The organism is Colwellia sp. 20A7, from assembly GCF_009832865.1.
Taxonomy (GTDB): Bacteria; Pseudomonadota; Gammaproteobacteria; order Enterobacterales; family Alteromonadaceae; genus Colwellia.
Window position 1 is genome coordinate 1,167,574 of record NZ_CP047130.1, and the last position, 24,937, is coordinate 1,192,510.

Consider the following 24,937-nt stretch of genomic DNA (forward strand, 5'->3'; position numbering starts at 1 on the left):
CATGGGCGTGAAAAAGTTTATTGAAGATATAGAGCCGCATTTTGAAAAAGGCGGCAAACATGAAAAGTGGTTTGCGTTATATGAAGCTGTTGCAACAGGTTTATTTACTCCTGGTTATGTAAACAAGGGTAAAACTCACGTTCGTGATAGTATTGATTTAAAACGTATTATGATCACAGTATGGCTTGCGGTTTTCCCTGCCATGTTTTTTGGTATGTATAACATCGGTTATCAAGCGGTTGACGCTTTAGCTGCTGGTTATTCTTTACCACAGTCTTGGCAGGTTGATTTATTCAACTTTTTAGGTGGTTCATTATCAGCAAGCTCAGGCTTATTAGATATGACCTTCTATGGTGCCATGTTCTTCTTACCTATCTACGCAGTTACTTTTGTCGTAGGTGGTTTTTGGGAAGTACTTTTTGCTGCCGTGCGTAAGCATGAAGTGAATGAAGGTTTCTTCGTTTCTTCTATTTTATTCGCATTAATTTTGCCAGCAAGTATTCCTTTATGGCAAGTAGCCATTGGTATTACCTTCGGTATTGTTATCGCTAAAGAAATTTTTGGTGGCACAGGTAAAAACTTCTTAAACCCAGCATTAGCGGGTCGTGCGTTTTTATTCTTTGCTTATCCTGCACAAATTTCAGGTGATGCTGTATGGGTTGCTGCTGACAGTTTCTCTGGCGCTACAATGCTAAGTGCTGCTAATCAAGGCCTTGTTGATTATTCAATAAATGCTGATTGGTGGAACGCTTTTTGGGGATTCATCCCTGGTTCTGTAGGTGAAGTATCAACTTTCGCTATCCTTCTTGGTGGTGCTTATATACTTTATAAAGGTATTGCCTCATGGCGCATCGTACTAGGTGTGTTTGGCGGTATGGTTATTACCTCATTGATGTTCAACACTGTTGGAAGCGACACTAACACTATGTTTGCAATGCCTTGGCATTGGCATTTAGTTATTGGTGGTTTTGCTTTTGGTATGATGTTTATGGCAACAGATCCTGTTTCAGCATCTTTTACCAACACAGGTAAATATTGGTTTGGTGCCTTAGTTGGTGTAATGGTTGTACTCGTTCGCGTAGTGAACCCTGCATTCCCAGAAGGTATGATGTTAGCTATTTTATTCGCTAACTTGTTCGCACCACTGTTTGATTACTTTGTGGTGAAAAGCAATATTAAACGGAGGCTTGCACGCAATGTCTAGTAATAAAGAAACTCCATTAGGAACGATATTATTCGTTCTAGCGGTCTGTTTAGTCTGTGCTGCCTTAGTGTCTATTTCTGCAGTAGGTTTAAAAGATAAACAAGATGCAAACAAGTTACTTGATCAACAAACTAAAGTATTAGAAGCCGCTAAGTTAATTGAAAAAGCAAACGGCAATATTGTTGAAACATATAATAAATATGTTGATGCTAAAATGATTGATCTTGATTCAGGTGAATTCATTGATAGTGATCCATTATTATTTGATGAGCGTCGCAACTCTCGTGATAAAGCTTTATCAATTAAGCCTGAAAATGATATAGCAGGTATTAATCGTCGTTCTAATACAGCGGTTATTTACCTAATAAAATCAGAGTCGGGTTCTATTGATACTATTGTATTACCGATTATTGGTTCTGGTTTATGGGACTTAATGTATGGTTATGTTGGTTTAGAGTCTGACTTAAATACAGTGAAAAGTGTTATTTACTCTGATCATAAGGAAACTCCTGGATTAGGTGCAGAAGTACTTAACCCTAAATGGAAAGCCTTATGGCCGGGTAAAAAAATATATAACGACGCTGGTGAAGTTAAAATTAAGCTAATTAAAGGTGGTGCTAAACCTAATGATATTCACGGTGTGGATGCATTATCAGGTGCAACTTTAACAAGTAACGGTGTTACTCACACATTACAGTTTTGGTTTGGTGAAGAAGGCTATGCTCCTTTCATTACTAAATATCGTGCAGAAGGGGTTAAATAATGTCTTCAGATGCTAAAAAAGTATTAACGGGTCCTATTGTTGACAATAACCCGATAGCATTACAAGTATTAGGTATTTGTTCTGCTTTAGCGGTAACCAGTTCGATGGCGAATGCCTTGGTTATGAGTTTAGCTGTTATTTTTGTAACTGCATTCTCTAACTTCTTCATTTCTTCGATTCGTAACTATATACCTTCAAGCGTACGTATTATTGTACAAATGGCTATCATTGCATCTTTAGTAATTGTAGTTGACCAAGTGCTTAAAGCTTTTTCGTATCAGTTATCTAAAGAACTATCGGTTTTCGTTGGTTTGATTATTACTAACTGTATTGTAATGGGACGTGCGGAAGCATTTGCCATGAAAGAAAAACCTGTTGTTAGCTTTATCGATGGTATCGGTAACGGTTTAGGCTACGGTTTAATATTAATGATAGTTGCCTTTTTCCGTGAGTTATTTGGTTTTGGTACCTTATTTGGTATTGAAATTCTACCATTGATTCAAAATGATGGCTGGTATCAGGCGAATGGTTTATTAGTATTACCATTTAGTTCATTCTTCGTTATTGGTTTAATCATTTGGGCTATTCGCCAATGGAAACCAGAACAAGTAGAGAAGGATTAATACCATGGAACATTATATTGCATTATTAGTTAAGTCTATTTTTATTGAAAACATCGCATTAATGTTTTTCTTAGGTATGTGTACTTTTCTTGCGGTATCGAAAAAAGTAGATACTGCTATTGGTTTAGGTGTTGCTGTTGTTGTTGTACTTGGTTTGGCTGTTCCAATGAACCAAATTATATACCAAGCAATATTAGCACCAGGTGCGCTTGATGCTGTTTTAGGCATTACTGACCCGAATGAATCGATTGATTTAAGCTTTTTATCTTTTATTACCTTTATTGGTGTAATTGCTGCATTAGTTCAAATCTTGGAAATGGTACTAGATAAGTATTTTCCTTCACTTTATCAAGCCCTTGGTATATTTTTACCACTTATAACAGTTAACTGTGCGATTTTTGGTGCGGTATCATTTATGGTATCTAAAAACTTAACGCTTGGTGAGTCAGTTGTTTATGGTATTGGCTCTGGTGTTGGTTGGGCATTAGCGATTGTTCTTCTCGCTGGTATCCGTGAGAAGATGAAATACTCTGATGTACCAGATGGATTGAAAGGTTTAGGTATCACATTTATTACTGCTGGACTAATGGCTTTTGGCTTCTTGTCTTTCGGTGGTATTTCGTTATAAATTTGGTCGGTGTAACGCATATTTATATACGTTACACCCTTAGATAAGTTTAAGGAAAGGTCGATGGAAATTATTCTCGGCGTATCGATGTTCACAACGATAGTTATTGCCTTAGTATTAGTAATTTTATTTGCTAAATCTAAGCTAGTATCAAGTGGTGACGTAACGATTAGCATAAACGGTGATCCATCTAAAGCAGTTGTAACTGCGGCAGGTGGTAAATTATTAGGCGCATTAGCTGATCAAGGTATTTTTATTCCTTCAGCATGTGGCGGCGGCGGTACTTGTGGTCAATGTCGTGTTGAAGTGCATTCAGGTGGTGGTGATATTCTTCCTACGGAAGAAGGTCATATAAATAAACGTGAAGCTAAAACAGGTTGTCGCTTAGCGTGTCAAGTTGCAGTTAAACAAGACATGGAAATTGAAGTTGAAGATGAAATCTTCGGTGTTCAACAATGGGAATGTGAAGTTATTTCTAACGATAACAAAGCAACGTTCATTAAAGAATTAAAACTACAAATTCCTAATGGTGAATCAGTACCGTTTAAAGCGGGTGGTTATATTCAAATTGAAGCACCAGCACATCATGTTAAATATAAAGATTTTGATATTGATGAGCAGTATAAAGGTGATTGGAACCATTTTGGTTTCTTTGATGTTGAGTCAAAAGTTGACACTGATACTCTACGTGCATACTCAATGGCTAACTATCCTGAAGAGGAAGGCATTATAATGCTTAACGTGCGTATTGCTACGCCGCCTCCTGGACGTTTACATTTACCTGCTGGTAAAATGTCTTCATACATCTTCAGCCTAAAAGCTGGTGATAAAGTAACTATTTCAGGTCCATTTGGTGAGTTCTTCGCTAAAGAAACTGATAATGAAATGGTATTTATCGGTGGTGGTGCTGGTATGGCACCAATGCGCTCTCATATCTTTGATCAACTTAAGCGTCTTCATTCGAAGCGTAAAATGAGTTTTTGGTATGGTGCTCGCTCTAAACGCGAAATGTTCTATGAAGATGATTATAACGGCTTAGCGGCTGATAATGATAACTTCGAGTGGCATGTTGCATTAAGTGACCCACAACCAGAAGATAACTGGGATGGTAAAACTGGTTTTATTCACAACGTACTTTATGAAAGCTATTTAAAAGATCATGAAGCACCAGAAGATTGTGAGTATTACATGTGTGGTCCACCAATGATGAACGCAGCGGTTATTCATATGCTTAAAGATCTCGGCGTAGAAGACGAGAACATCATGCTAGATGACTTCGGTGGCTAATTAAGCTGAATTTTTTGCTATTTCGTCCAATAGCTGCATTGAAGGTGCTAATTGACTAACGTCAACTCCGCGCCTTCTCTTTGCTCTAAAACGAACTATCTGCAAATTACAGTTTAATTTGAATCACATAATAAAAGACGACTTAGGTCGTCTTTTATTATTTATATCAAGGTATTAAATCATCGAGATTAGTATCTGGATATAAATAATAAATTTGGAATACCTAATGAATAAATTCAAACTAATATTGGTTACGTTATTAGCCGTCAGCCTGACTGCTTGTTTTCCTAGTAATAATTCCGCTAAAAAAGAAATTTTATTACAAGGTTATACGATGGGAACAACTTATAATATTAAAGTTGTTGCTACAACAGAAGAAGTTGAAGCTTTAGATTTACAGAAAAAAATTGATACTCTTTTAGAAGCAGTTAATCAGGAAATGTCGACTTATATTCCTGATTCAGAAATATCTCGATTTAACGATATTAAGTCACTTGAACCTGTTGAAGTCTCACCTGGTTTTAAACGAGTCTTAGCGGAATCTATTCGTTTAGGTAAGTTAAGTGGTGGTAAATTAGATATTACCGTTGGTCCTTTGGTTAACCTGTGGGGTTTTGGACCTGAGCATAGACCAGAAAAAGTACCAAGTGATGAGTTACTAGCCAATACACGTTTACGTGTTGGGTTAAATAACCTGCATTTGGACGATAATAAGCTATCAAAAGATATCCCTGACTTGTATGTTGATTTATCTACTACTGCTAAGGGCTATGGGGTTGATGTGGTTGCAGAATTAATTGAAGCGAATGGAATTCATAACTATTTAGTCGAAATAGGCGGAGAGCTGCGTTTAAAAGGTTTTAAGCATACAGGAGAGCTGTGGGCAATTGCGATAGAAAGACCTATCTTTGATCCTTTAGGTGATCATAGGGCCGCTCAACAGGTAATCATTCCAAAAGATAATGCTGTTGCAACTGCAGGAGATTATCGAAATTACTTTGAAGCAGACGGACAACGTTTTTCTCATATAATTGATCCTGATACGGGGAAACCGATTAATCACAATCTTGTGTCAGTCACTGTTATCGCCCCATCATCAATGACTGCCGACGGCTTATCTACAACTATGATGGTAATGGGAGCGGAAGAAGGGATGAAGTTTGCGATAAAAAATGATTTAGCCGTATTGTTTATTTCTAAAGCTGAAAATGGCTTTCATGAAGAGTTTACGGTAAAATTTAAACAATATTTGAAATAATACTTACCGTGTGTCGATCTTAATTAATAACATAGATACGCATTAAATTTATTCCAATGGCTCTTGTCCTGAGTCCTGAACATTAATTATTTAATTGAGAGCATAACATTATGATGATTTTTATTATTACCTTTGGCTTTTTTCTGGTTGTAGGCGCAGCAATGGCTGTAGGTTATATTTTTCAAAATAAAACGTTAGCAGGTAGTTGTGGTGGTTTAGCAAGTGTCGGTATTGAAAAAGACTGTAACTGTGAAAATCCGTGTGAAAAACGTCAAGAACGTGAACGTAAATCAGCGCTTGAAGATAACTTGAAAAATAGAATAGATGTTACCAATCTTTAGTGTTTTGAGATTATAAACTTATTAAGGATAGTAGTCTTACTATCCTTTTTTTTGTTTAATCGGTTTGTTTAATCGATTTATTTAATAGCCCTTTACTAAACTTTTTACTGAACACTAACTTAATCAACTTATTAAAAGTATCAGTGTTGTTAATTTTAGCGGCTAGCTAATAAAATCATTGATTTTTTTAATTATTCCCAAACTGTCTAAACCTAATTCTTGATGAACTTCTTCTTGCGTACCATGCTTAATGAACTGATCAGGAATACCTATATTTAATACTTTAATCGCAATACCTTGCGATAAAATATATTCATTTACTGCTGATCCAGCACCGCCGGCAATTGCATTATCTTCGATCGTCACTAGCGTACTATGGGTTTTAGCTAATTGATTAATCATATTGTTATCAAGCGGTTTAATGAAGCGCATATCGATAAGTGTCGCACCAAGTGATACAGCCGCGTTATTTGCTTCATTTAACATGGTACCAAAGCTTAAAATCGCAATATTATTGCTCTCGGTTGGCGCTATAACTTCTCTGGCTTTACCTATTTCTATTACTTCATCAATATTTGGTAGTTCTTCACCAGTGCCACTACCGCGTGGGTAGCGAACTACCGTTGGGGTATTTGATTTATGACCTGTATTTAACATCAACTGGCATTCACGTTCATTTGCTGGGGCCATAATAACAAGATTTGGAATACAGCGTAAAAAGCTTAAATCGAATGAGCCTTGATGTGTCGCACCATCGGCACCAACAATACCTGCGCGATCAACAGCAAACATAACCGGCAAATTCTGAATGGCAACATCATGGATAAGTTGATCGTAGCCGCGTTGTAAAAAACTTGAATAAATAGCAACAACGGGGTGTTGACCACCAATAGCTAGTCCTGCTGCGAATGTAACAGCATGCTGTTCAGCAATAGCAACATCGTAATACTGATCCGGAAAACGTTGGCTAAATTCAACCATACCAGAGCCTTCACGCATAGCAGGGGTAATTGCGACTAACTTTTTATCTACGGCAGCTGTTTTACACAACCAATCACCAAATATTTGAGAGTAAGTTGGCAATGAAGGTTTAGATTTAGGTAAGTTTGCATCGCTAGGATTAAACTTAGGTACTGCATGATACTTTATAGGATCTTGCTCAGCAGCATAGAAACCTTTACCTTTCTTTGTTGCAATATGTAGTAGTTGCGGGCCTTTAAGGCTGCGCATATTTTTAATTGTATCGACTAAACCTTCAACATCATGGCCGTCAATCGGGCCTATATAGTTAAAGCCAAGCTCTTCAAAAAAAGTACTAGGAACAACCATACCTTTTAGGTGTTCTTCTGCTCTACTTGCCAATTCCTTAATTGGAGGAAGGTTGTTTAATAAACGTTTACCACCTTCTCTAATACCTGTATAGAGGCTTCCTGAAAGCATTTTTGCAAAATGATTATTTAAAGCACCAACATTTTCTGAAATAGACATTTCATTATCATTTAAAATAATTAACATGTCTTTTTTAATATCACCTGCGTGGTTTAGCGCTTCAAATGCCATACCAGCAGTCATCGCACCATCACCGATAACGGCAACGGTTTTTCTATTTAGTCCTTCCTTTTCAGCGGCAACTGATAAGCCCAATGCTGCTGAAATAGAAGTGCTTGAATGACCAACACTTAATGTGTCGTATTCACTTTCTTCACGCCAAGGAAAAGGATGTAATCCATCTTTTTGCCTAATAGTATGAAGTTGATCTCGACGGCCAGTTAAAATTTTATGTGGATATGCTTGGTGACCAACATCCCAAATAAGATGATCAAAAGGGGTATTGTAGACATAGTGTAAGGCAACAGTTAGTTCAATTGTGCCTAAACCTGAAGCAAAATGCCCACTACTTTTACTCACTGAATTTAATAAAAAACGACGTAACTCATTACTTATTCGCGGTAATTTATCTTGAGAATAATTTCGCAAATCTTTTGGCGAATTAATTTGGGTAAGTAATGGGTAGTCAGTAAGGTTTGTGGTCATAGTTGTTCTATAGTTGTTTTTATTTTTAGCTGTTTAATGGCTACGTTTAATAATAAAGGTGGCAAATTCAGCTAAGGATTGTGTATTGTAAGGCAAACTGGCTAAAGCTTGAAGTGCTTGTTGAAATAAGTTTTCAGCTTTTTCTTGAGCGCCTTCTAAACCCAGCAGTGCAGGGTAAGTACTTTTATTTAGAGCAAGGTCTGAACCACATGGTTTTCCAAGCTGTTCTTGGGTTGATATTATATCAATAATATCGTCTCGTACTTGATATGCTAAGCCAATAAATTGCGCATAAGCTTTTAATGCTTGTTTCTCTTGAGGCGATATTTTAGAACTACATTCTGCAACCATTAAAACAGAAGCTTCCAGTAAAGCACCTGTTTTCAAAGAATGTAAAACTTCTAATTGTTCTAAGGTTATCATTTTATCTGTTGCAGCTAAGTCAAGTGCTTGACCACCGCACATTCCTTGATATCCAGCAGCAGTAATTAATTGTTGAATTAATGTAATTTGTTTAGGCTTTACGGTTTCAGAAAAGTCATGGTTAGCGATAATATCAAAGGCGAGTGTTTGTAAGCTGTCACCAGCAAGGATAGCTGTAGCTTCATCAAAGGCTTTATGACAGGTTGGTTTACCGCGCCTTAAATCATCATCATCCATAGCAGGCAAGTCATCATGTACTAATGAATAAGCATGTATACACTCTATTGAGCCAGCAACTCCGTCGATGTCCTTTAAATCAACACCTAGCGCTTCTCCTGTTATATAAGCCAAGTATGGGCGTATACGTTTTCCGCCTATTAATAGTCCATATCGCATTGCTTCATGCAACTTATTGTCGTTGACTGTTAAGCTTGCAAGCTTTTGTTCTAAAAATTGGTCGATACGCTGTTGAAAAACATCATGGTTGGTTAAACTACTCACGAAAGCTCACCTGGTATTTGTTCATCGTCAGTTAAAGCAAAGTCTTGGAGCTGTTGCTCGCCATTTTGTTCGAGTAAAATTTTAACTTTTTGCTCTGCTGTTTGTAGCTTATTTTGACTTAGTTTACTTAATGTTAAACCACGTTCAAAAAGTGCCATTGACTCTTCTAAGTCTAAATTTCCTTGCTCTAAATTCTGCACTATAGTGTCCAATTCGCTAAGCGACTCTTCAAAACTTAGGTTTTCTAATTTCTTTTTGGCCATCTTTTATATTCTCTTTATGCTCTAGATGCTTTCAACTCTAGGCGCAAACTTACCCTAGCTAAGCACAATGGTCAATGTAGCGCTCATATATTTCAATGAATATTGTTACTGATTTACGATTAAGTTATTGACTACAAGGGCGATAACTTAATATATAAAAGGATAAGTAATGGCGAATAGCTTTGTCATAATGTACTATTATTTTATTAGGTCAAATTGGTTTTTTTAGTTTTAGGAGTTTTTCTGTGGATTTAGCAACCTTAATCGGTATCCTTGGTGCCGTTGCTTTTCTTGTTATCGCGATGGTTTTGTCTGGCGATATTATGATGTTTGTTGATACGCAATCAATACTAATTGTTTTTGGTGGTTCACTTTTTATCGTGCTATCTAATTACAGCTTAGGTCAGTTTTTTGGTATCGGAAAAGTTATAGCTAAAGCGTTCATATTTAAATTAGAAAAACCTGAAGAATTAATAGAAAAATCTGTTGATATGGCTGATGCAGCGCGCAAAGGTGGATTTCTTGCATTAGAGGAAGCAGAAATAACCAATAACTTTATGCAAAAAGGTGTTGATATGCTCGTTGATGGCCACGATGCCGATGTAGTACGTGCGACTTTACAAAAAGATATCAACCTTACGACAGAGCGCCATGAAAAGGGTGCCGGTATGTTATCGGCTTTAGCTGATGTTGCTCCTGCTATGGGGATGATTGGTACACTTATTGGGTTAGTGGCTATGTTAGCAAATATGGATGATCCTAAATCCATTGGTCCTGCCATGTCGGTTGCTTTGTTAACGACACTCTATGGTGCTTTCTTAGCTAATGTGATTGCAATCCCACTTGCTACGAAATTAAAGTTACGCATGGAGGAAGAAAAAATGAACCAAGAATTAATTCTTGATGCGGTACTTGGAATTCAAGATGGGCAAAATCCACGTGTAATCGAAGGTTTATTGAAAAACTATCTTGCTGAAGGTAAGCGTCAAGCGTCTACTACTGATGATGAATAGTAATAGATTTATAAATAGGAGGTTTTATGACTGAACAAAAGTGTAAATGTCCACCTCCTGGTCTACCTGCATGGATGGGGACATTCGCCGACCTTATGTCGTTGTTAATGTGTTTCTTTGTACTATTGTTATCTTTTTCTGAAATGGATGTACTAAAGTTTAAACAAATTGCGGGGTCAATGAAGTTTGCTTTTGGCGTACAAAATAAAATTGAAGTAAAAGATATTCCTAAAGGTACCAGTATTATTGCTCAGGAATTTAGACCAGGAAAACCAGAGCCAACACCAATTGAGCTTATTCAGCAGCAAACAATGGAAATAACCCAGCAAATGCTGGAATTCCAAGCTGGCGATGAAACTTCTGCTGGCGGTCGTCAAGAACAACGAGGTAGCGAACGAGGAGGGCAATCACAAAAGACAGATGACGCCTTGTCTGAACAAGTACTTCAGGAAGCACAAGAACAAATAGAACAAGCGGCGCAAGAACAGGTAAATGATTTAGTCAAAAAAATAGCCGACAAGCTTGAAAAACAAATTGAAGATGGCGCTGTTGAACTCGAATCATTAGGGCAGCAAGTTATTATTCGCATTCGAGAAAATGGTTCATTTCCATCGGGCTCTGCGTTTTTACAACCTAAATTTAAACCTATTATTAGACAAATAGGTGAGTTGTTAAATACGATTCCGGGTGAAATTATGATTTCAGGAAATACTGATAATCGCGGGATAGATTCAGAATTATTTAATTCAAACTGGGATTTATCAAGTCAGAGAGCCGTTGCTATTGCACATGAGATAATTAAAGTACCAGGCTTTGATCAAGCCCGTTTAGTTGTTGCAGGGCACGCAGACACTCGCCCATTAGTGCCTAATACTAACCCACTAAATCGACGCAGAAATCGTCGTGTTGAAATTGCTATTAATCAAGGTAAGCCGAAAGAGAGCGAACCTATTCAAGTACTTCAATAAAGTTAATGTATTAATCTACTAATATTAAAAGCTGTCACCGTAATTGTGACAGCTTTTTTTATGGGTGCTCAATATTTCCTAAACTCGCATTTTGAGGTGGTTTGGGTATATAATGCGCGCCATTATTCTTATTGTTATTATTTATTAGGCCAACATCGATGAAATTTATCGTTAAGCTGCAAGCTGAAATCACCATTAAATCTCGCCCTGTTCGTAAACGTTTTACTAAGATCTTAGAATCGAATGTTAAAAATGTTTTACGCCGTATTGACGAAAAAGTAACTACGCGGATGAACTGGGATAACATTGAAGTAAATACTAAAGACAATAGCCCTGAAAACCGTGAACGTTTAGTGGAAGCACTTAAGTGTATTCCAGGTATACCAATGTTTTTAGAAGTTCAGCAATCAGAATTTGTTGACGTACATGATATTTATGAAAAAACATTAGCCATTCATGCGAAAACTATTGAAAATAAAACTTTCTGTGTTCGTGTTAAACGCACGGGTACACATGACTTTAATTCACTTAAAGTAGAACAGTATGTTGGTGGTGGTTTAAATCAATCAGTAGAAAGTGCAAAAGTTAAATTAACTAAACCTGATATCACGGTTCGATTAGAAATAAAAAATAAAGATTTATTTATTGTTACTGAACGCCATAAAGGCTTAGGTGGCTTCCCAATAGCTACACAAGAAGATGTTTTATCATTAATGTCTGGTGGTTTCGATTCGGGTGTTGCTAGTTATCAAATGATTAAAAAGGGTGCTAGAACTCATTATTGTTTCTTTAATCTTGGTGGCTCTGCTCATGAAGTTGGTGTTAAGCAAGTAAGCTATTATTTATGGAATAAGTTTGGTGCTTCTCATAAAGTTAAATTCTTTGCCGTTGATTTTGAACCTGTTGTGGCTGAAATATTAGAAAAAGTTGAAAATAGCCAGATGGGCGTAATACTTAAACGTATGATGATGCGTGCCGCGAGTAAAATAGCTGCAAAAGGTAAAGTTCAAGCGTTAGTTACTGGTGAAAGTTTAGGGCAAGTTTCTAGCCAAACGCTAACTAATTTAAACGTTATTAATCGAGTAACAGAAACACTTATTTTACGTCCGTTAGCGGCTTATGATAAACAAGATATTATTGATATAGCTCGTGATATTGGTACGGAAGATTTTGCGAAAACTATTCCTGAGTATTGTGGTGTTATTTCAAAGAAACCGACAGTAAAAGCGGTATTATCTAAAGTTGAAGAAGAAGAAGGTCATTTCGATTTTGATATTCTTGACAAAGTTATCAGTGAAACACGTGTCTTTGATATTCGTGATATTGGTAAAGAAACCGAAGAAGAAATTCATGCAGTTGATCTTGTGGAAAATATTCCAGAGAATGCTGTAGTGGTTGATATTCGTAGTCCAGAAGAAGAAGAAGATAAACCATTAAACTTAGATAATGTTGAAGTTAAACATATTCCATTCTATAAACTTTCCACACAGTTTGGTGATTTAGATATGAATAAAGATTACTTACTTTACTGTGATCACGGAGTAATGAGTAAGCTACAAGCTCTATACTTGATTGATAATGGTTTTAGTAACGTAAAGGTATATCGTCCATAGTACCGAGTTTAGTTTTGAAACTAGCGTATTAGGCAAGCGCGTTAACTTAGCGCGCTAACGGCTTGCCACATCTTCGTATTTTCTGGTGTGGCAATCTTGTATTTTATACCTAAGCGATGAATATAGCCATTAATGTAATCTATTTCGCTCATACGTTGTGCTGTAATATCACAACGCATAGAAGAGCTATTTTTAGCTGTTGCTTGTGCTACATTTTTCACTATTATTTTAAGATCTGCTAAATCTAAGTTCACCTTTTCAGCATCAGCTACAGCCACTACTTCTTCTAGTAAGATTAAAATTGTTGATGAATATTCAGCATTATTTATTTCACCATTACTGATATCGTTTATTGCTGTTAATGGATTAATAACACAATTTATTGCTAGCTTTAACCATTGTTTTTGATTAATTTCTTGATGAGATGTTACTTGAGGTAGGGCGGCATTTAATAATTTTGTCAGTGATTCTTGCTGTGCTAAGTTTGGCACACCAGAAAGTAAACCAATATCTGTTGAACCGACTCCGGTATGTGTCACCGTAAAAGGCGCTGAGCGCAAACAACCATGTGTTGTGAGTAATGCGTAAATATTCTGGTGTTTGATTACATCTTGCGATAGTTCTGACAAGGTTCCCATACCATTATGAGCAAGTACAATATCAATATTATTCTTTAATTTACTTGCAATATTACTCAGCGCTAACGATATTTGAAAAGCTTTTACGCAAAAAATAATGAGATCAGCTTGCTCAATATCCTCAGTTTGCGCGTAATTAATTTTACCCTGATGTACTAAAGCATTATGATCAGTAAAAGAATATTGATCATAGGATATGGTTACTTGATTTGTCGATGTCTTATTAGACCGCGGCTTAGCTGAAGGATAAGTTGAATCGGTTCTCTTCGAGGGTAACAGATGCAGCCGTGCTTTATTATAATCACCGTGGTTATTTATCATCTGTAAAATATGATGATACCAAAGTAATCCTATCGCGCCTTGCCCAACAATAATAATATTTCTCAACTGAGTACTACCCGCGTCGTTTGCTTTTTTTTATTTTCTGAATCATAAATGATCTATATCGAAAATAAGCAACTTTAAACAGTATGTATAAAACAATACCAGCCACGTCGGCAAAAAAGTCACTAAATTCACCATTTCGAAACCCTAAATAATATTGTCCTAATTCACTGAGTCCAGCATAGAAAGATAAAGTAACAAAAGTAGTTAATAATGAAAGCTTTATCACTGAAATAGCTAACCAGCTTAAGACGAAAAAGCTAATAAAATGACCAATAGTATCTATTTGCGGTGAGCGAAATACTAATCTTGTTAGGGCATCAGGTAATAATAATTCATGGGAAAAAAACAGAGCGATCCCACAACAGAACATAAAAATAAAAAAGGTTAGGTGATGTCGTACTTTCACAAGGTATACATTTTTAAAAAATAAGACCTCAATATTATCATGTCTGCAGCGCTTGTGGATGAAAAATTCTGGTGGCGTCGGCTTGTTTGGCTCTTTTTGCTAGGTATAATAGGGGCAATAATACTTTAATTGAAAGAGAATAATTATGCCATCAATGGATATTGTTTCTGAGACTGACTTAGAAGAAGTACGTAATGCGGTAGATAATGCCAATCGTGAAATATCAACTCGTTTTGATTTTCGCGGTGTAGATGCAAGTTTTGAATGGAAAAAGCCTGCGGTAACGGTAAAGTCTGAAAGTGATTTTCAACTAAAACAACTTTGTGACATGCTACGTAGTCAATTAACTAAGCGTAATGTTGACGCTAAAGCGATGACAATGGGAGCCCCTTCAGCAACGGGTAAAAACTGGAGCCAGCAAGTAACGTTTAAAGAAGGCATTGAGCAAGACGTAGCTAAAAAAGTAGTTAAGTTAATTAAGGCTGAAAAATTTAAAGTGCAAGTTGCTATTCAAGGTGAGCAAGTTCGCGTAACAGGAAAGAAACGTGATGATTTACAAGCGGTAATGCGTTTTGTTCGTGAAGCTGATTTAGAGCAATCATTTCAATTTAATAATTTTAAAGATTAATTTTTATATAGATTTTAATGCTCGCTTATCGAGTTGCAGCCATTCGTCGTAGTGGCTAAAACTCGATATAACACTGCTAGTTTCTCCACTTTAGCCAAACCTGACTGTCGTAAAATCCATCAATACAGGTGCTTTCACCTTTAATAGCAACTTGTACTTTAAATTTTTTAGAGTATCTAACCCTATGCTTCAGTTCTTTACTAAACTAATTATGTTTTTTTAAGTTAATCTCGGATATGGAGGCTAGCCTTTTGAGAAATTCATCATGTCTAGGTGAATTTCAACCTGAAAAATATTAAACAGAGGTCATATATGTCTTATGTAGATGGTTTTGTAGCTGCAGTACCAACAGAAAATAAAGAAAAATATGTTGAACATGCTAAGTTGTCTGCGGTTGTTTTTAAAGATCACGGAGCACTTAAAGTCACTGAAACTTGGGGGGATAATGTTCCTGATGGCGATATAACCTCCTTTCCTATGGCTGTTCATTGCGGCAAGGATGAAACGGTAGTTTTTTCATCTGTATTATGGCCGACGAAAGAGGTACGTGATGCTGGTTGGGAAGCTATTATGGAAGACCCTAGGATGCATCCAGATCAAAATCCAATGCCTTTTGATGGTAAGCGTTTAATATACGGCGGTTTCGAAGTTCTTATAGAGGAATAGCTGCGAGTGTCATTTAAATAACAAGTAACATAAAAGCCAATAATCTGACTGTTAGAAGATATTTGGAATTACTAGATAAAGCTTGAGTTATGCTACCTTAGTTAAATGCTTAAGGTTTGTAACTCGAACTTTATCTATGGGGTAAATTTTTATTTAGCCGTGATCATGTCCACAGCTTTCACCTTCACCATGAATATGGCCGTGTTCAAGTTCTTCTTCAGTAGCTTCACGAATTTCTAAAATATCTACTTCGAAGCTCAAATCAATACCTGCTAATGGGTGATTACCATCAACGGTTACTTCATCGTCTGCTACATCAATTACAATAACGGTTTGTTCACCATCGTCAGTGCTAGCACGAAGTTGAGTACCTAGTGTTAAATCTTCAACGCCTTGCAGTAATTCTTTTGGTACTGTTTGTACATAGTCGTCATGACGTTCACCGTAAGCTTTATCTGCGCTTACATCTACTTTAAATTGATCACCAACTTGATGGCCAAGTAATGCATCTTCAAGACCTTCAATAAGATAGCCTGAACCTTGAATTATGGTCATTGGTTTATCATCATAAGAACTGTCGATTAATGAACCTTCGCTGTCTGATACTGCGTAGTGCATAACAACTACTGAATTGTTGGTAATTTTCATATATTGTCCAATGTTAAAACTGAGTTTAAAGTTAAGTTTAGATGTTAAGCGGTTATGTTAACATTTAAGTAAAGCTATTTCTGTTATTCAACAGCTAATGAGTAAGGTAATGCTTCAATTGCTACCTTAGCATCAGGTTGCGATTTTATTCTTAATTGTGTTGAGCTATCTACATCGTGTCCTAATACTGCTTGGATATAGCATGTTCCATCATCGGCTTGATATGTACATAATACATCACCGGCTTTACGCCAATTTTCACCTAATTGCTTTTCAATTATATCATCACTTTGTATTGGCTGATTTAATGCGGCAGTTAATGAAAAGAGTGCTTTTTTATTTTTACCTAAATACTGCATACGAGCGACAGTTTCTTGGCCTAAATAGCAGCCTTTAGTAAAACTGATACCGTGAATAGCCTGCAGGTTAAGCATTTGAGGAACGTATTCACCGCTATTTTCACCAGATAACTGTACAAAACCTTCACTGATTTCGAGCAAATTCCAGATATTATTAGAGTAAACAGGTAAATTTGTTTTTTCTAAAATATTTTCTAAGCAAGGTGCTGAATCAATTAATAAATAACGTGATTTTTGTCCGGGAATATAAACAAGAGTAGTTGTATCAGATTGGACTACAGGGTTTAAACTGTCTGGAATTCGAGAAAAACTGTTTTTTAATGTAGTTATAGCGTCATCACCTACCAGAGCAAAAATCGCCAACTCTTTGGTTTCAGATATATCAACTTTGGCAAAAACACCAAATTTCTTTAATTCTGCTATAGATGACTCAATACTCGATTTAGGCTGAATCAATAAATGTGCATCGTTTCTATTTAATAAGCGAAAAACACTAAAAGTTTTTCCTTTAGCATCGCAATGTGCGCCAACAAGTAAGCTATGTTCTGTACTCGTGGTAACGTCACAGGTAACTTGTCCCTGCAAATACTTGCTCTTTTCTTCACCCGTTAATGAAATAGCACTATAATGGTTCAGTGAAACTAAATAAGTGTTGGGTAATTTTTCTAGAGTAGGTAAGTTTACTTCAAGGTTTATTGACATAAGAAAAGCCTATACTGTAGTTAATAAAAGATAAATAAGGGTGAAAGAGCAAAAAATCAAGTTCAGTTGTAAAAAAGACACAATTTATTGGCGGTAAAACAGCTGTTGTTGTTACAATGTATTCTACTAAACAACGCGTTAAAGCAAAACGGTTACTCCTTAGAACATCACTTTAGGTAAATTACTATGCCAACATCAATTAGCTCTCAAGAAAAAAATCCTCAACCTATAGTCAATAAAGCTAGACTAAGATGGGCTTGTCGCCGTGGTATGCTAGAGTTAGATATACTATTCATCCCGTTTGTTGATGAAGCTTATGATAATTTAACATCGAAAGAACAATACATTTTTGAACGTTTACTTACCGAGCAAGACCCAGATTTATTTGCTTGGTTCATGGGACATAAAACTTGTGAAGATAAAGAACTTAACACCATGGTGCAACTTATTCTCAACCGCGTTAAAGTATAATATATGCGTTAAAAGCTCACGCTATAAAACTATGTTATATGCGGGCGTTTGGGTTGTATTATTGCTATTACCATTACTCTTGTTGACTTATGCTTATCATCTAGCAGTAGTCATTATTGTGCTTACGTTATTTATATTTGGCTTATGGGTTTCAAATAAACCTGTTGAATTTATTACTGACGTAAACTTTGAATTAAGTAGAGAAGGTGATTGCTCTTTTAAAGGGAGTGACCACTATCAATTGCAAGAAAGTAGTCGTTTTAGTTTTTTGGGCTGTTGGTTGATTTTACAGCCCAAAACTCCAGCTAACTTGATATTTAACGATAACCAAGCTTACAAAAACAAAACACTCTTTATTTACCGTGATAGTTTAAGTAAGCAAGACTTCTCTCGGTTAGCGACTGTTATTGCTCAACTGAATCGTCAACCTTAGGCACTAAACTTTTATTTGAACTCAATTTACTGGTTAATATTGTTGGTTTTGCGTCTGGTAAGGTATCTGGAAAATCTAGCGTGTAATGAAGACCTCGGCTTTCTTTTCTTTTCAGAGCACAATGAATAATTAGCTCAGCGACTTGTACTAAGTTTCTTAATTCTAGTAAATTATTACTGACTTTGAAGTTTTGATAATAATCTTGAATTTCTTGCTGTAGTAATTCAACACGATGCAAAGCGCGTTCAAGCCTTTTAGTTGTTCTTACAATACCAACATAATCCCACATAAATAGGCGTAGTTCATGCCAGTTATGCTGAATAACCACTTCTTCATCCGAGTCGGTTACTCGACTCTCATCCCAAGGCGGTAAGGTAATAAAAGAGTTGCTATGCGTTAACGAACCACTAATTTCTAATGCAGCAGCTCGTGCATAAACTAAGCATTCAAGTAATGAATTACTCGCTAAACGATTTGCACCATGTAGCCCTGTGTAAGACATTTCACCAATAGCATAAAGCTGATGAACATCCGTTCTACCGTGTTGGTCTATCATTACACCACCACAAGTATAATGTGCCGCAGGTACTATAGGCATAGGTTGTTTGGTGATATCAATGCCTAAATCTTTAGTACGTCGATAAATCGTTGGGAAATGTTGTTTGATAAAATCAGCGGGTTTATGGCTTATATCTAGGTACATACAGTCAACACCTAAACGCTTCATTTCAAAATCTATCGCACGGGCAACAATATCTCTAGGTGCTAGTTCAGCGCGCTCATCAAAAGCCGGCATAAAGCGGCTGCCATCAGGTCGTCTTAATTTAGCGCCTTCACCACGTAATGCTTCTGTTAATAAAAAAGTACCAGCATCAGGATGAAATAAACAGGTGGGATGAAATTGATTAAATTCCATGTTTGCTACACGACAGCCTGCTCGCCATGCCATAGCAATACCGTCACCACTAGCAACATCAGGATTAGAAGTGTATTGATAAACCTTGCTCGCACCGCCTGTAGCTAAAATAGTTTTTTGGGCGTAAATGCTTTCAACTTTCTCTGTATTTCTATTCCATATATAAGCGCCAATACATTGTTTTTTACCATTGGCTTTTTTAGCATCAGTACTTTTAGCGTCAATATTATCGCAAATAAGATCAATGGCATTATAACGTTCAAATATGCGAATACGTGAGTGTTGCTTAACTCGCTCAGATAGGGTGGTTTGAATAACTTTACCGGTTGCATCTGCAGCGTGAAGAATACGACGATGGCTATGACCGCCTTCTCTGGTTAAATGATATTTAGCTTGGCCTTGAGGGTCATCTTCTTTATCAAAATTAACACCTTGCTCAATTAGCCAATCAAGGCAAGCTTTTGCACTTTCAGCCGTATACCGAACCGCACTTTCATCGCAAAGGCCAGAGCCAGCAATAAGTGTGTCTGAAATATGATCTTCAATACTATCATTTTCATCAAAAACGGCTGCTATACCACCTTGAGCATAATAAGTAGATCCTTCATTTAATGGACCCTTACTTAATATAACAACATCTGCATTTTTTGCTAAATGTAAAGCAAGTGTTAAACCAGCAGCACCGCTGCCAATAATTAAAACGTCACAATTATTTTGTTGATTCATATATACGAATGTTCAGTGAAATCAGTTATTATAGTTAGATATTAACGTTAATTAACGTTTGATAATAGAGCTAATAAGTACGAATTGAGACTAAAATAGAAATAAATTAAATTAAATAGAACTTTTTCTAGAACCTGTAGTCTTAATTTATGCGTTTGTTATGAGCCAAATGTGTAAAATAATTTTTTACTCTCAATTTTGAAGAGTATATTTAGGAGAAATGGCTCAAATGAGCGAACAGAACGTCGACCAAGTATTGGTTGAGCGGGTTCAGCAAGGGGATAAAAACGCCTTCAACCTGTTAGTAACTAAATATCAGCATAAAGTGTCTAACCTAGTGTCGCGCTATGTAAGTAATCACAGTGATGTGCCCGATATAGTACAAGAAGCTTTTATAAAAGCTTATCGTGCCTTACCTAATTTTAGAGGGGAAAGCGCATTTTATACTTGGCTATATCGAATCGCAGTAAATTGTGCAAAAAATCATAGTGTCGCTTTAGGTCGTAAACCACCAAGTAATGATGTTGAAATAGAAGATGCTGAGTTTTATGATGGAGGGGAAGCGCTCAGAGAGAATGCTTCACCTGAAAAAGTATTACTTACTGAAGAAATTAAAAAGGTGATTTTCGATACAATAGCTCAACTACCAGATGACTTGAGAATGGCAATAAATTTTCGAGAAATTGAAGGGTTAAGTTATGAAGAAATAGCAACCATTATGGAATGTCCTGTTGGTACAGTACGTTCGCGAATTTTTAGAGCACGTGATGTAATAGATAAAAAGATTACACCATTACTAAAAAATTAACTTTCGCAATAATGGATAGTTAAACGAAAGTTTATCAATTTTAACACCAATTTAGGTGTGAATTAAAAGGTTAAAGTATGAGTGAAAGTAAGTTTGAGACAATATCATCTATAGTTGATAATTATCGTGTTCCTGAGCAAGAGTCAGAACAAACTATTGACGAGATGCTCAAGGATGAAGACTTAGCAAATACCTGGGAGAACTATCATTTAATTGGTGATGTAATGCGCAATGAAGTACCCGCAGCATTACAGTTAGATTTATCTGCACAAATAGCATCAGCAATTGCAGATGAACCAACGGTACTAGCGCCTAGTCGGTCGAGTAGTAATGTTTCTACTGGATTTAAAGCTAAAGTCGTTCAGCTTATCAAGCCTGTTGGTCAATTCGCTATTGCAGCCTCAGCTGCAGGACTAATGATTATTGGCGTACAGCAAAATACCGCTGATACCAATGAAATTATTATGCCAAGCCAAATTGTACAAACGAAACCGCTAGGTGGGTTTGCCAATCCAGTAAGCTTTAATTATCAACAAAATACTAAATCTCAACAAAATACTAAGTCTCAACAACAAGCTGAACTTGAACAAAGAATTGAACAACAAAGACGTTTCCAAGCTTTATTATCAGATCACGAGCAACAAATTAAGTTGAGCGAAGTCAGACAAAACGATAACACAGAAAGTCTTGTTGAAATTAAAAAAGAATTAGAGAAATCTCAATAGAAAATTAACCCTTTATTGCCCCTATATGAAACGTGAGTAACTTAAGTATAATGAGTTATTCACTTTTTAATGTCTAAAACACGAGAAAATATGAAAACACTAACATCATTCTCCTTTATCTGTATTTTTATCACCAGTTTATTTGTTAGTTTTTCAGCGTTCTCTGCTGATGAAGAGCAAGCAAAACTACTTTTAGAGCGTCTTTCTCAATCATTACGTCAGGTAAATTTTAATACTTCTTTTGTTGTTGTTAAAAATAACCAAGCTGAACCTTACCACTGGCTACACGGTATTGCAGAAAATGAAACGGCAGATAAAGATGACAGTAACAAGTATGTAGAGCTTGAAATATTAGCTTTATTAAATGGCCCTCGTCGCGATATTTTACGTATTAATAATACCGTTAGTTATAACGAACCAGAGTATGCACCATACTCTATCGACTCTTCACAAATTAGTGGTCCAATTCCGGCTGTTTTTAGCCAAGATATCAGTGTTTTAGAAAAAAATTATCACCTAGTTTTAGTAGGAAAAAATAGAGTGCTAGGTAGAGCCGCGCAATTGGTGCGTATTGTGCCAAAAGACTCGCATCGTTTTGGTTACTGGATTTGGTTAGATCAACAAAGTGGCTTGCTATTAAAGTTAGCAATCATCACCCGTAAAGGTAACTTACTTGAGCAAATTCAGTTTACTCATTTAGACATAACGGACACTATTTCTGAAAACCTCAGTCAATTAAAAACTACTGAATTACCCAAAGTTGTGGATGTTACTACTCAACAAAAAGTGACAGATCTAGCCTGGCAAGTTAATTGGCTACCTACTGGTTTTGAATCGATCAAATCAGATAGACACCGCATTAGCACTAATAAACAAGCTGTTGAATTTATGCTTTTTAATGATGGTTTAGTTGATATTTCGGTTTATGTTAACCCAAGCCAAGAAAAAAATAGAGCATTAGAATTCGGTAACGATGGTGCTACGTTAGTGTTGAGCCAAGTAGTTAATAATATTGAAGTGAGCGTTGTTGGAAAAATCCCTTTAGAAACAGCTAAAGAAATAGCTAATTCAGTGAGCTTTAATGCTAAGGCAGTCTCACCCTAATGGAAGAACTAGCAACGGTTACCGGGATTAGTCGTGGAGACATTACAGTAGTCAGTCAAATAAAGTCTACCTGCAATAGCTGTTCGCAGGTTAGTAGCTGTGCTAACGGACAGGTTGCTAAAGCTATTCCTCATAAAAAGCTATCATTCACTTTGAGTAAACCTAAATCACTCTATAATCAAGTTATCGATATTGGCGATAGTGTTTTATTAACAGTACCTGAAGAAGATGTATTACGCAGTGCTTGGCAAGTTTATTTACTACCAATCTTTGGGCTTTTTTCTTTTTCAGCATTCGGGCAATGGTTAGTACAGGAAGATATACTCGCTCATGAGTTAATCGCAATGGTTATAGGCACTTTCGGTGGCTATTTAGGTTATCGATTAGCTAAAAAGCTACAAAGTGATCCAATAAAGCAAAAAAAATTACAACCTAAGATTTTACGCGTTTTACCTAAGCCGCTCGAAGTCGACAATATTAGCGAAAGTTAACATGTGTTGTGAAAATTCTGAACAAAAGATAGCCCCAGCGCGCTAAATTCGTTAAGATCACGCCATTCTTGAATTAATAACTTTTTATCTGAATAGCCATTTATGAAAAACATACGTAACTTCTCAATTATTGCTCATATCGATCACGGTAAATCAACACTTTCAGATCGTCTAATTCAACATTGTGGGGGGTTGCAAGCACGTGAAATGGAAGCCCAAGTTCTTGACTCAATGGACATTGAACGTGAACGTGGTATTACCATTAAAGCACAAAGTGTTACTTTAGATTATATTGCTAAAGATGGTGAAACTTATCAACTCAACTTTATCGATACTCCCGGCCATGTTGATTTCTCTTATGAAGTATCACGCTCTCTAGCCTCATGTGAAGGTGCATTACTGGTTGTTGATGCCGGACAAGGTGTTGAAGCACAAACAGTGGCTAATTGTTATACTGCTATCGAAATGGATTTAGAAGTAATTCCTATTTTGAATAAAATAGATTTACCACAAGCCGATCCTGAACGTGTTTGTGAAGAAATTGAACATATTATTGGTATTGATGCTACTGATGCCGTGACTTGTTCAGCAAAAACAGGTCTTGGTATTGAAGATGTGTTAGAAACTATTGTTAAAAATATCCCACCACCGAAAGGTCAGTACGACGCTCCTTTGCAAGCTTTAATTGTTGATTCATGGTTTGATAACTATCAAGGCGTTGTTTCTTTAGTTCGTGTAATAAACGGTGAAATTAAAAAAGGCGATAAGATGTTGGTGATGTCTACAGGACATGTTCACCAAGTTGATAAAGTTGGCATATTTACACCTAAGCAAGTTGATACTGGCATATTACGCGCAGGTGAAGTTGGTTTTGTTATTGCTGGAATTAAAGAAATTCATGGTGCACCGGTAGGTGATACCATGACTATCAGCAAAAAAGAAACAGACAAAGCACTACCTGGCTTTAAAAAAGCACAGCCACAAGTTTATGCGGGGATTTTTCCGATAAGCTCAGATGAATATGAAAATTTTCGTGATGCACTTAATAAATTAAGCCTTAACGATGCATCATTATTTTTCGAACCTGAAAATTCTTCTGCTTTAGGCTTTGGTTTCCGTATTGGTTTTCTTGGCATGTTGCACATGGAAATTATTCAAGAGCGTTTAGCACGTGAATATGATCTTGACTTAATTACGACAGCGCCAACCGTAAATTATGAAATTGCTTGTACAAATGGTGAAGTATTATCTATCGATAATCCTGCTGATTTACCTGCAATAAATAATATTGACGAAATTCGCGAACCTATTGTACAAGCTAATATTTTAGTACCGCAAGAATACTTAGGTAGTGTTATTACCTTATGTATTGAAAAGCGTGGTGTACAAAAAGATATTATTTATCACGGAAATCAAGTTGCCGTTACTTATGAATTACCTATGGCTGAAGTGGTTATGGACTTTTTTGATAAATTAAAATCAACAAGTCGTGGATATGCTTCGCTTGATTACAACTTTATTCGCTTCCAAGAAGCCGATATGGTGCGTGTCGATGTTATGATTAATGGCGATAGAGTTGATGCTTTAGCTATGATTACACACAGAGATAACTCTGTTTCACGTGGACGTTTGTTAGTTGATAAACTAAAAGAACTGATTCATCGCCAAATGTTTGATATTGCTATTCAGGCTGCTATTGGTAATAACGTTATCGCAAGAACAACCGTTAAACAATTACGTAAGAATGTAACGGCTAAATGTTATGGTGGTGATATTAGTCGTAAGAAAAAGTTATTACAAAAACAAAAAGACGGCAAGAAGCGCATGAAACAGGTAGGTAATGTTGAAGTACCTCAAGAAGCGTTTTTAGCGGTACTTAAATTAGATAGTTAACAAAAAAATACAAATCA

At 36.4% G+C, this 24,937-nt stretch carries 27 protein-coding genes; 19 read left to right on the forward strand and 8 right to left on the reverse strand.

Features of this window, described 5'->3' with window-relative positions; translation table 11 throughout:
- Position 1: 1 nt before the first annotated feature.
- The 7 genes from GQS55_RS05090 to nqrM all read left to right on the forward strand — a co-directional run bounded on the left by GQS55_RS05090 (position 2) and on the right by nqrM (position 6,104).
- Positions 2–1,204 (forward strand): NADH:ubiquinone reductase (Na(+)-transporting) subunit B, encoded by a 1,203-nt coding sequence (locus tag GQS55_RS05090; protein WP_159818558.1) that lies wholly within the window; start codon positions 2–4, stop codon positions 1,202–1,204.
- Positions 1,197–1,967: a Na(+)-translocating NADH-quinone reductase subunit C gene (locus tag GQS55_RS05095; RefSeq protein ID WP_159818560.1), complete on the forward strand. Its 771-nt coding sequence runs from the start codon at positions 1,197–1,199 to the stop codon at positions 1,965–1,967. Before GQS55_RS05090 ends, GQS55_RS05095 begins: the two co-directional genes overlap by 8 nt.
- Positions 1,967–2,590, forward strand: coding sequence for an NADH:ubiquinone reductase (Na(+)-transporting) subunit D (locus GQS55_RS05100; RefSeq protein WP_159818562.1), 624 nt, complete (start codon positions 1,967–1,969; stop codon positions 2,588–2,590). The genes GQS55_RS05095 and GQS55_RS05100 overlap by 1 nt, the downstream gene beginning before the upstream one ends.
- Before the next feature lie 4 nt (positions 2,591–2,594).
- Positions 2,595–3,218 carry an NADH:ubiquinone reductase (Na(+)-transporting) subunit E gene (nqrE, locus tag GQS55_RS05105; protein WP_159818564.1) on the forward strand — a complete coding sequence of 208 codons (624 nt, stop codon included), beginning with the start codon at positions 2,595–2,597 and terminating at the stop codon, positions 3,216–3,218.
- 63 nt (positions 3,219–3,281) lie between these two features.
- Entirely contained in the window at positions 3,282–4,505 is a 1,224-nt protein-coding gene (nqrF, locus tag GQS55_RS05110) for an NADH:ubiquinone reductase (Na(+)-transporting) subunit F (protein WP_159818566.1), read from the forward strand.
- A gap of 226 nt (positions 4,506–4,731) precedes the next feature.
- The gene (locus tag GQS55_RS05115) at positions 4,732–5,763 is read left to right on the forward strand and encodes an FAD:protein FMN transferase (protein ID WP_159818568.1); all 1,032 of its coding nucleotides are present in this window, start codon (positions 4,732–4,734) and stop codon (positions 5,761–5,763) included.
- A 110-nt stretch (positions 5,764–5,873) separates the two neighbouring features.
- The gene (gene nqrM / locus GQS55_RS05120) at positions 5,874–6,104 is read left to right on the forward strand and encodes a (Na+)-NQR maturation NqrM (protein ID WP_159818570.1); all 231 of its coding nucleotides are present in this window, start codon (positions 5,874–5,876) and stop codon (positions 6,102–6,104) included.
- A 162-nt stretch (positions 6,105–6,266) separates the two neighbouring features.
- Here nqrM and dxs read toward each other — a convergent pair whose 3' ends face one another.
- Genes dxs through xseB form a run of 3 tightly spaced genes read right to left on the reverse strand, consistent with a single transcriptional unit; the run spans position 6,267 to position 9,325 of the window.
- Entirely contained in the window at positions 6,267–8,138 is a 1,872-nt protein-coding gene (gene dxs / locus GQS55_RS05125) for a 1-deoxy-D-xylulose-5-phosphate synthase (RefSeq protein WP_159818572.1), read from the reverse strand.
- A 33-nt stretch (positions 8,139–8,171) separates the two neighbouring features.
- On the reverse strand, positions 8,172–9,062 hold the full coding sequence (ispA, locus tag GQS55_RS05130) for a (2E,6E)-farnesyl diphosphate synthase (protein WP_159818574.1): 891 nt from the start codon (positions 9,060–9,062) through the stop codon (positions 8,172–8,174).
- Positions 9,059–9,325 carry an exodeoxyribonuclease VII small subunit gene (gene xseB, locus GQS55_RS05135; RefSeq protein ID WP_159818576.1) on the reverse strand — a complete coding sequence of 89 codons (267 nt, stop codon included), beginning with the start codon at positions 9,323–9,325 and terminating at the stop codon, positions 9,059–9,061. The genes ispA and xseB overlap by 4 nt, the downstream gene beginning before the upstream one ends.
- A gap of 245 nt (positions 9,326–9,570) precedes the next feature.
- On the opposite strand from xseB, the gene pomA reads away from it, so the two are divergent.
- From pomA to thiI, 3 genes are all read left to right on the forward strand, one after another.
- Positions 9,571–10,338, forward strand: a complete 768-nt coding sequence (pomA, locus tag GQS55_RS05140; RefSeq protein WP_159818578.1) for a flagellar motor protein PomA — start codon at positions 9,571–9,573, stop codon at positions 10,336–10,338.
- A 26-nt stretch (positions 10,339–10,364) separates the two neighbouring features.
- Positions 10,365–11,306: a flagellar motor protein MotB gene (locus GQS55_RS05145; protein ID WP_159818580.1), complete on the forward strand. Its 942-nt coding sequence runs from the start codon at positions 10,365–10,367 to the stop codon at positions 11,304–11,306.
- Positions 11,307–11,464: 158 nt separating this feature from the next.
- Positions 11,465–12,919 (forward strand): tRNA uracil 4-sulfurtransferase ThiI, encoded by a 1,455-nt coding sequence (thiI, locus tag GQS55_RS05150; RefSeq protein WP_159818582.1) that lies wholly within the window; start codon positions 11,465–11,467, stop codon positions 12,917–12,919.
- A gap of 41 nt (positions 12,920–12,960) precedes the next feature.
- Here the strand turns inward: thiI and GQS55_RS05155 are convergent, their stop codons facing one another.
- Positions 12,961–13,944: a ketopantoate reductase family protein gene (locus tag GQS55_RS05155; RefSeq protein ID WP_159818584.1), complete on the reverse strand. Its 984-nt coding sequence runs from the start codon at positions 13,942–13,944 to the stop codon at positions 12,961–12,963.
- Positions 13,945–13,951: 7 nt separating this feature from the next.
- Complete coding sequence (locus GQS55_RS05160; protein WP_159818586.1) at positions 13,952–14,350, reverse strand: VanZ family protein; 399 nt, start codon at positions 14,348–14,350, stop codon at positions 13,952–13,954.
- A gap of 145 nt (positions 14,351–14,495) precedes the next feature.
- Here GQS55_RS05160 and GQS55_RS05165 point away from each other — a divergent pair, with 145 nt between their 5' ends.
- Positions 14,496–14,978: a YajQ family cyclic di-GMP-binding protein gene (locus tag GQS55_RS05165; protein ID WP_159818588.1), complete on the forward strand. Its 483-nt coding sequence runs from the start codon at positions 14,496–14,498 to the stop codon at positions 14,976–14,978.
- Positions 14,979–15,290: 312 nt separating this feature from the next.
- Positions 15,291–15,644: a DUF1428 domain-containing protein gene (locus GQS55_RS05170; protein WP_159818590.1), complete on the forward strand. Its 354-nt coding sequence runs from the start codon at positions 15,291–15,293 to the stop codon at positions 15,642–15,644.
- Positions 15,645–15,797: 153 nt separating this feature from the next.
- Here GQS55_RS05170 and GQS55_RS05175 read toward each other — a convergent pair whose 3' ends face one another.
- Positions 15,798–16,292: an FKBP-type peptidyl-prolyl cis-trans isomerase gene (locus GQS55_RS05175; protein ID WP_159818592.1), complete on the reverse strand. Its 495-nt coding sequence runs from the start codon at positions 16,290–16,292 to the stop codon at positions 15,798–15,800.
- A gap of 83 nt (positions 16,293–16,375) precedes the next feature.
- Positions 16,376–17,353, reverse strand: coding sequence for a tRNA-modifying protein YgfZ (gene ygfZ, locus GQS55_RS05180; RefSeq protein WP_159818594.1), 978 nt, complete (start codon positions 17,351–17,353; stop codon positions 16,376–16,378).
- 186 nt (positions 17,354–17,539) lie between these two features.
- Between ygfZ and GQS55_RS05185 the strand changes: the two genes are divergently transcribed.
- Positions 17,540–17,824, forward strand: coding sequence for an FAD assembly factor SdhE (locus GQS55_RS05185; protein WP_159818596.1), 285 nt, complete (start codon positions 17,540–17,542; stop codon positions 17,822–17,824).
- Between the two features lie 61 nt (positions 17,825–17,885).
- Positions 17,886–18,257 carry a protein YgfX gene (locus GQS55_RS05190; RefSeq protein ID WP_159818598.1) on the forward strand — a complete coding sequence of 124 codons (372 nt, stop codon included), beginning with the start codon at positions 17,886–17,888 and terminating at the stop codon, positions 18,255–18,257.
- Here GQS55_RS05190 and nadB read toward each other — a convergent pair.
- Positions 18,229–19,899: an L-aspartate oxidase gene (gene nadB / locus GQS55_RS05195; protein ID WP_159818600.1), complete on the reverse strand. Its 1,671-nt coding sequence runs from the start codon at positions 19,897–19,899 to the stop codon at positions 18,229–18,231. The genes GQS55_RS05190 and nadB overlap by 29 nt on opposite strands.
- Positions 19,900–20,128: 229 nt before the next feature.
- On the opposite strand from nadB, the gene rpoE reads away from it, so the two are divergent.
- From rpoE to lepA, 5 genes are all read left to right on the forward strand, one after another.
- Complete coding sequence (gene rpoE, locus GQS55_RS05200; RefSeq protein WP_159818602.1) at positions 20,129–20,707, forward strand: RNA polymerase sigma factor RpoE; 579 nt, start codon at positions 20,129–20,131, stop codon at positions 20,705–20,707.
- Between the two features lie 77 nt (positions 20,708–20,784).
- Positions 20,785–21,432 carry a sigma-E factor negative regulatory protein gene (locus tag GQS55_RS05205; protein WP_159818604.1) on the forward strand — a complete coding sequence of 216 codons (648 nt, stop codon included), beginning with the start codon at positions 20,785–20,787 and terminating at the stop codon, positions 21,430–21,432.
- A 90-nt stretch (positions 21,433–21,522) separates the two neighbouring features.
- Complete coding sequence (locus tag GQS55_RS05210; RefSeq protein WP_159818606.1) at positions 21,523–22,536, forward strand: MucB/RseB C-terminal domain-containing protein; 1,014 nt, start codon at positions 21,523–21,525, stop codon at positions 22,534–22,536.
- Entirely contained in the window at positions 22,536–23,027 is a 492-nt protein-coding gene (locus GQS55_RS05215; protein ID WP_159818608.1) for a SoxR reducing system RseC family protein, read from the forward strand. Before GQS55_RS05210 ends, GQS55_RS05215 begins: the two co-directional genes overlap by 1 nt.
- A gap of 102 nt (positions 23,028–23,129) precedes the next feature.
- Positions 23,130–24,920: a translation elongation factor 4 gene (gene lepA / locus GQS55_RS05220; protein WP_159818610.1), complete on the forward strand. Its 1,791-nt coding sequence runs from the start codon at positions 23,130–23,132 to the stop codon at positions 24,918–24,920.
- Positions 24,921–24,937: the final 17 nt, after the last annotated feature.

Coding starts and splice junctions, on each gene's coding strand:
- GQS55_RS05090 (WP_159818558.1), top strand. CDS start 2: ATGGGCGTGAAAAAGTTTATTGAAGATATAGAGCCGCATTTTGAAAAA.
- GQS55_RS05095 (WP_159818560.1), top strand. CDS start 1,197: ATGTCTAGTAATAAAGAAACTCCATTAGGAACGATATTATTCGTTCTA.
- GQS55_RS05100 (WP_159818562.1), top strand. CDS start 1,967: ATGTCTTCAGATGCTAAAAAAGTATTAACGGGTCCTATTGTTGACAAT.
- nqrE (WP_159818564.1), top strand. CDS start 2,595: ATGGAACATTATATTGCATTATTAGTTAAGTCTATTTTTATTGAAAAC.
- nqrF (WP_159818566.1), top strand. CDS start 3,282: ATGGAAATTATTCTCGGCGTATCGATGTTCACAACGATAGTTATTGCC.
- GQS55_RS05115 (WP_159818568.1), top strand. CDS start 4,732: ATGAATAAATTCAAACTAATATTGGTTACGTTATTAGCCGTCAGCCTG.
- nqrM (WP_159818570.1), top strand. CDS start 5,874: ATGATGATTTTTATTATTACCTTTGGCTTTTTTCTGGTTGTAGGCGCA.
- dxs (WP_159818572.1), bottom strand. CDS start 8,138: ATGACCACAAACCTTACTGACTACCCATTACTTACCCAAATTAATTCG.
- xseB (WP_159818576.1), bottom strand. CDS start 9,325: ATGGCCAAAAAGAAATTAGAAAACCTAAGTTTTGAAGAGTCGCTTAGC.
- GQS55_RS05145 (WP_159818580.1), top strand. CDS start 10,365: ATGACTGAACAAAAGTGTAAATGTCCACCTCCTGGTCTACCTGCATGG.
- thiI (WP_159818582.1), top strand. CDS start 11,465: ATGAAATTTATCGTTAAGCTGCAAGCTGAAATCACCATTAAATCTCGC.
- GQS55_RS05165 (WP_159818588.1), top strand. CDS start 14,496: ATGCCATCAATGGATATTGTTTCTGAGACTGACTTAGAAGAAGTACGT.
- GQS55_RS05170 (WP_159818590.1), top strand. CDS start 15,291: ATGTCTTATGTAGATGGTTTTGTAGCTGCAGTACCAACAGAAAATAAA.
- GQS55_RS05175 (WP_159818592.1), bottom strand. CDS start 16,292: ATGAAAATTACCAACAATTCAGTAGTTGTTATGCACTACGCAGTATCA.
- ygfZ (WP_159818594.1), bottom strand. CDS start 17,353: ATGTCAATAAACCTTGAAGTAAACTTACCTACTCTAGAAAAATTACCC.
- GQS55_RS05185 (WP_159818596.1), top strand. CDS start 17,540: ATGCCAACATCAATTAGCTCTCAAGAAAAAAATCCTCAACCTATAGTC.
- nadB (WP_159818600.1), bottom strand. CDS start 19,899: ATGAATCAACAAAATAATTGTGACGTTTTAATTATTGGCAGCGGTGCT.
- rpoE (WP_159818602.1), top strand. CDS start 20,129: ATGAGCGAACAGAACGTCGACCAAGTATTGGTTGAGCGGGTTCAGCAA.
- GQS55_RS05205 (WP_159818604.1), top strand. CDS start 20,785: ATGAGTGAAAGTAAGTTTGAGACAATATCATCTATAGTTGATAATTAT.
- GQS55_RS05210 (WP_159818606.1), top strand. CDS start 21,523: ATGAAAACACTAACATCATTCTCCTTTATCTGTATTTTTATCACCAGT.
- GQS55_RS05215 (WP_159818608.1), top strand. CDS start 22,536: ATGGAAGAACTAGCAACGGTTACCGGGATTAGTCGTGGAGACATTACA.
- lepA (WP_159818610.1), top strand. CDS start 23,130: ATGAAAAACATACGTAACTTCTCAATTATTGCTCATATCGATCACGGT.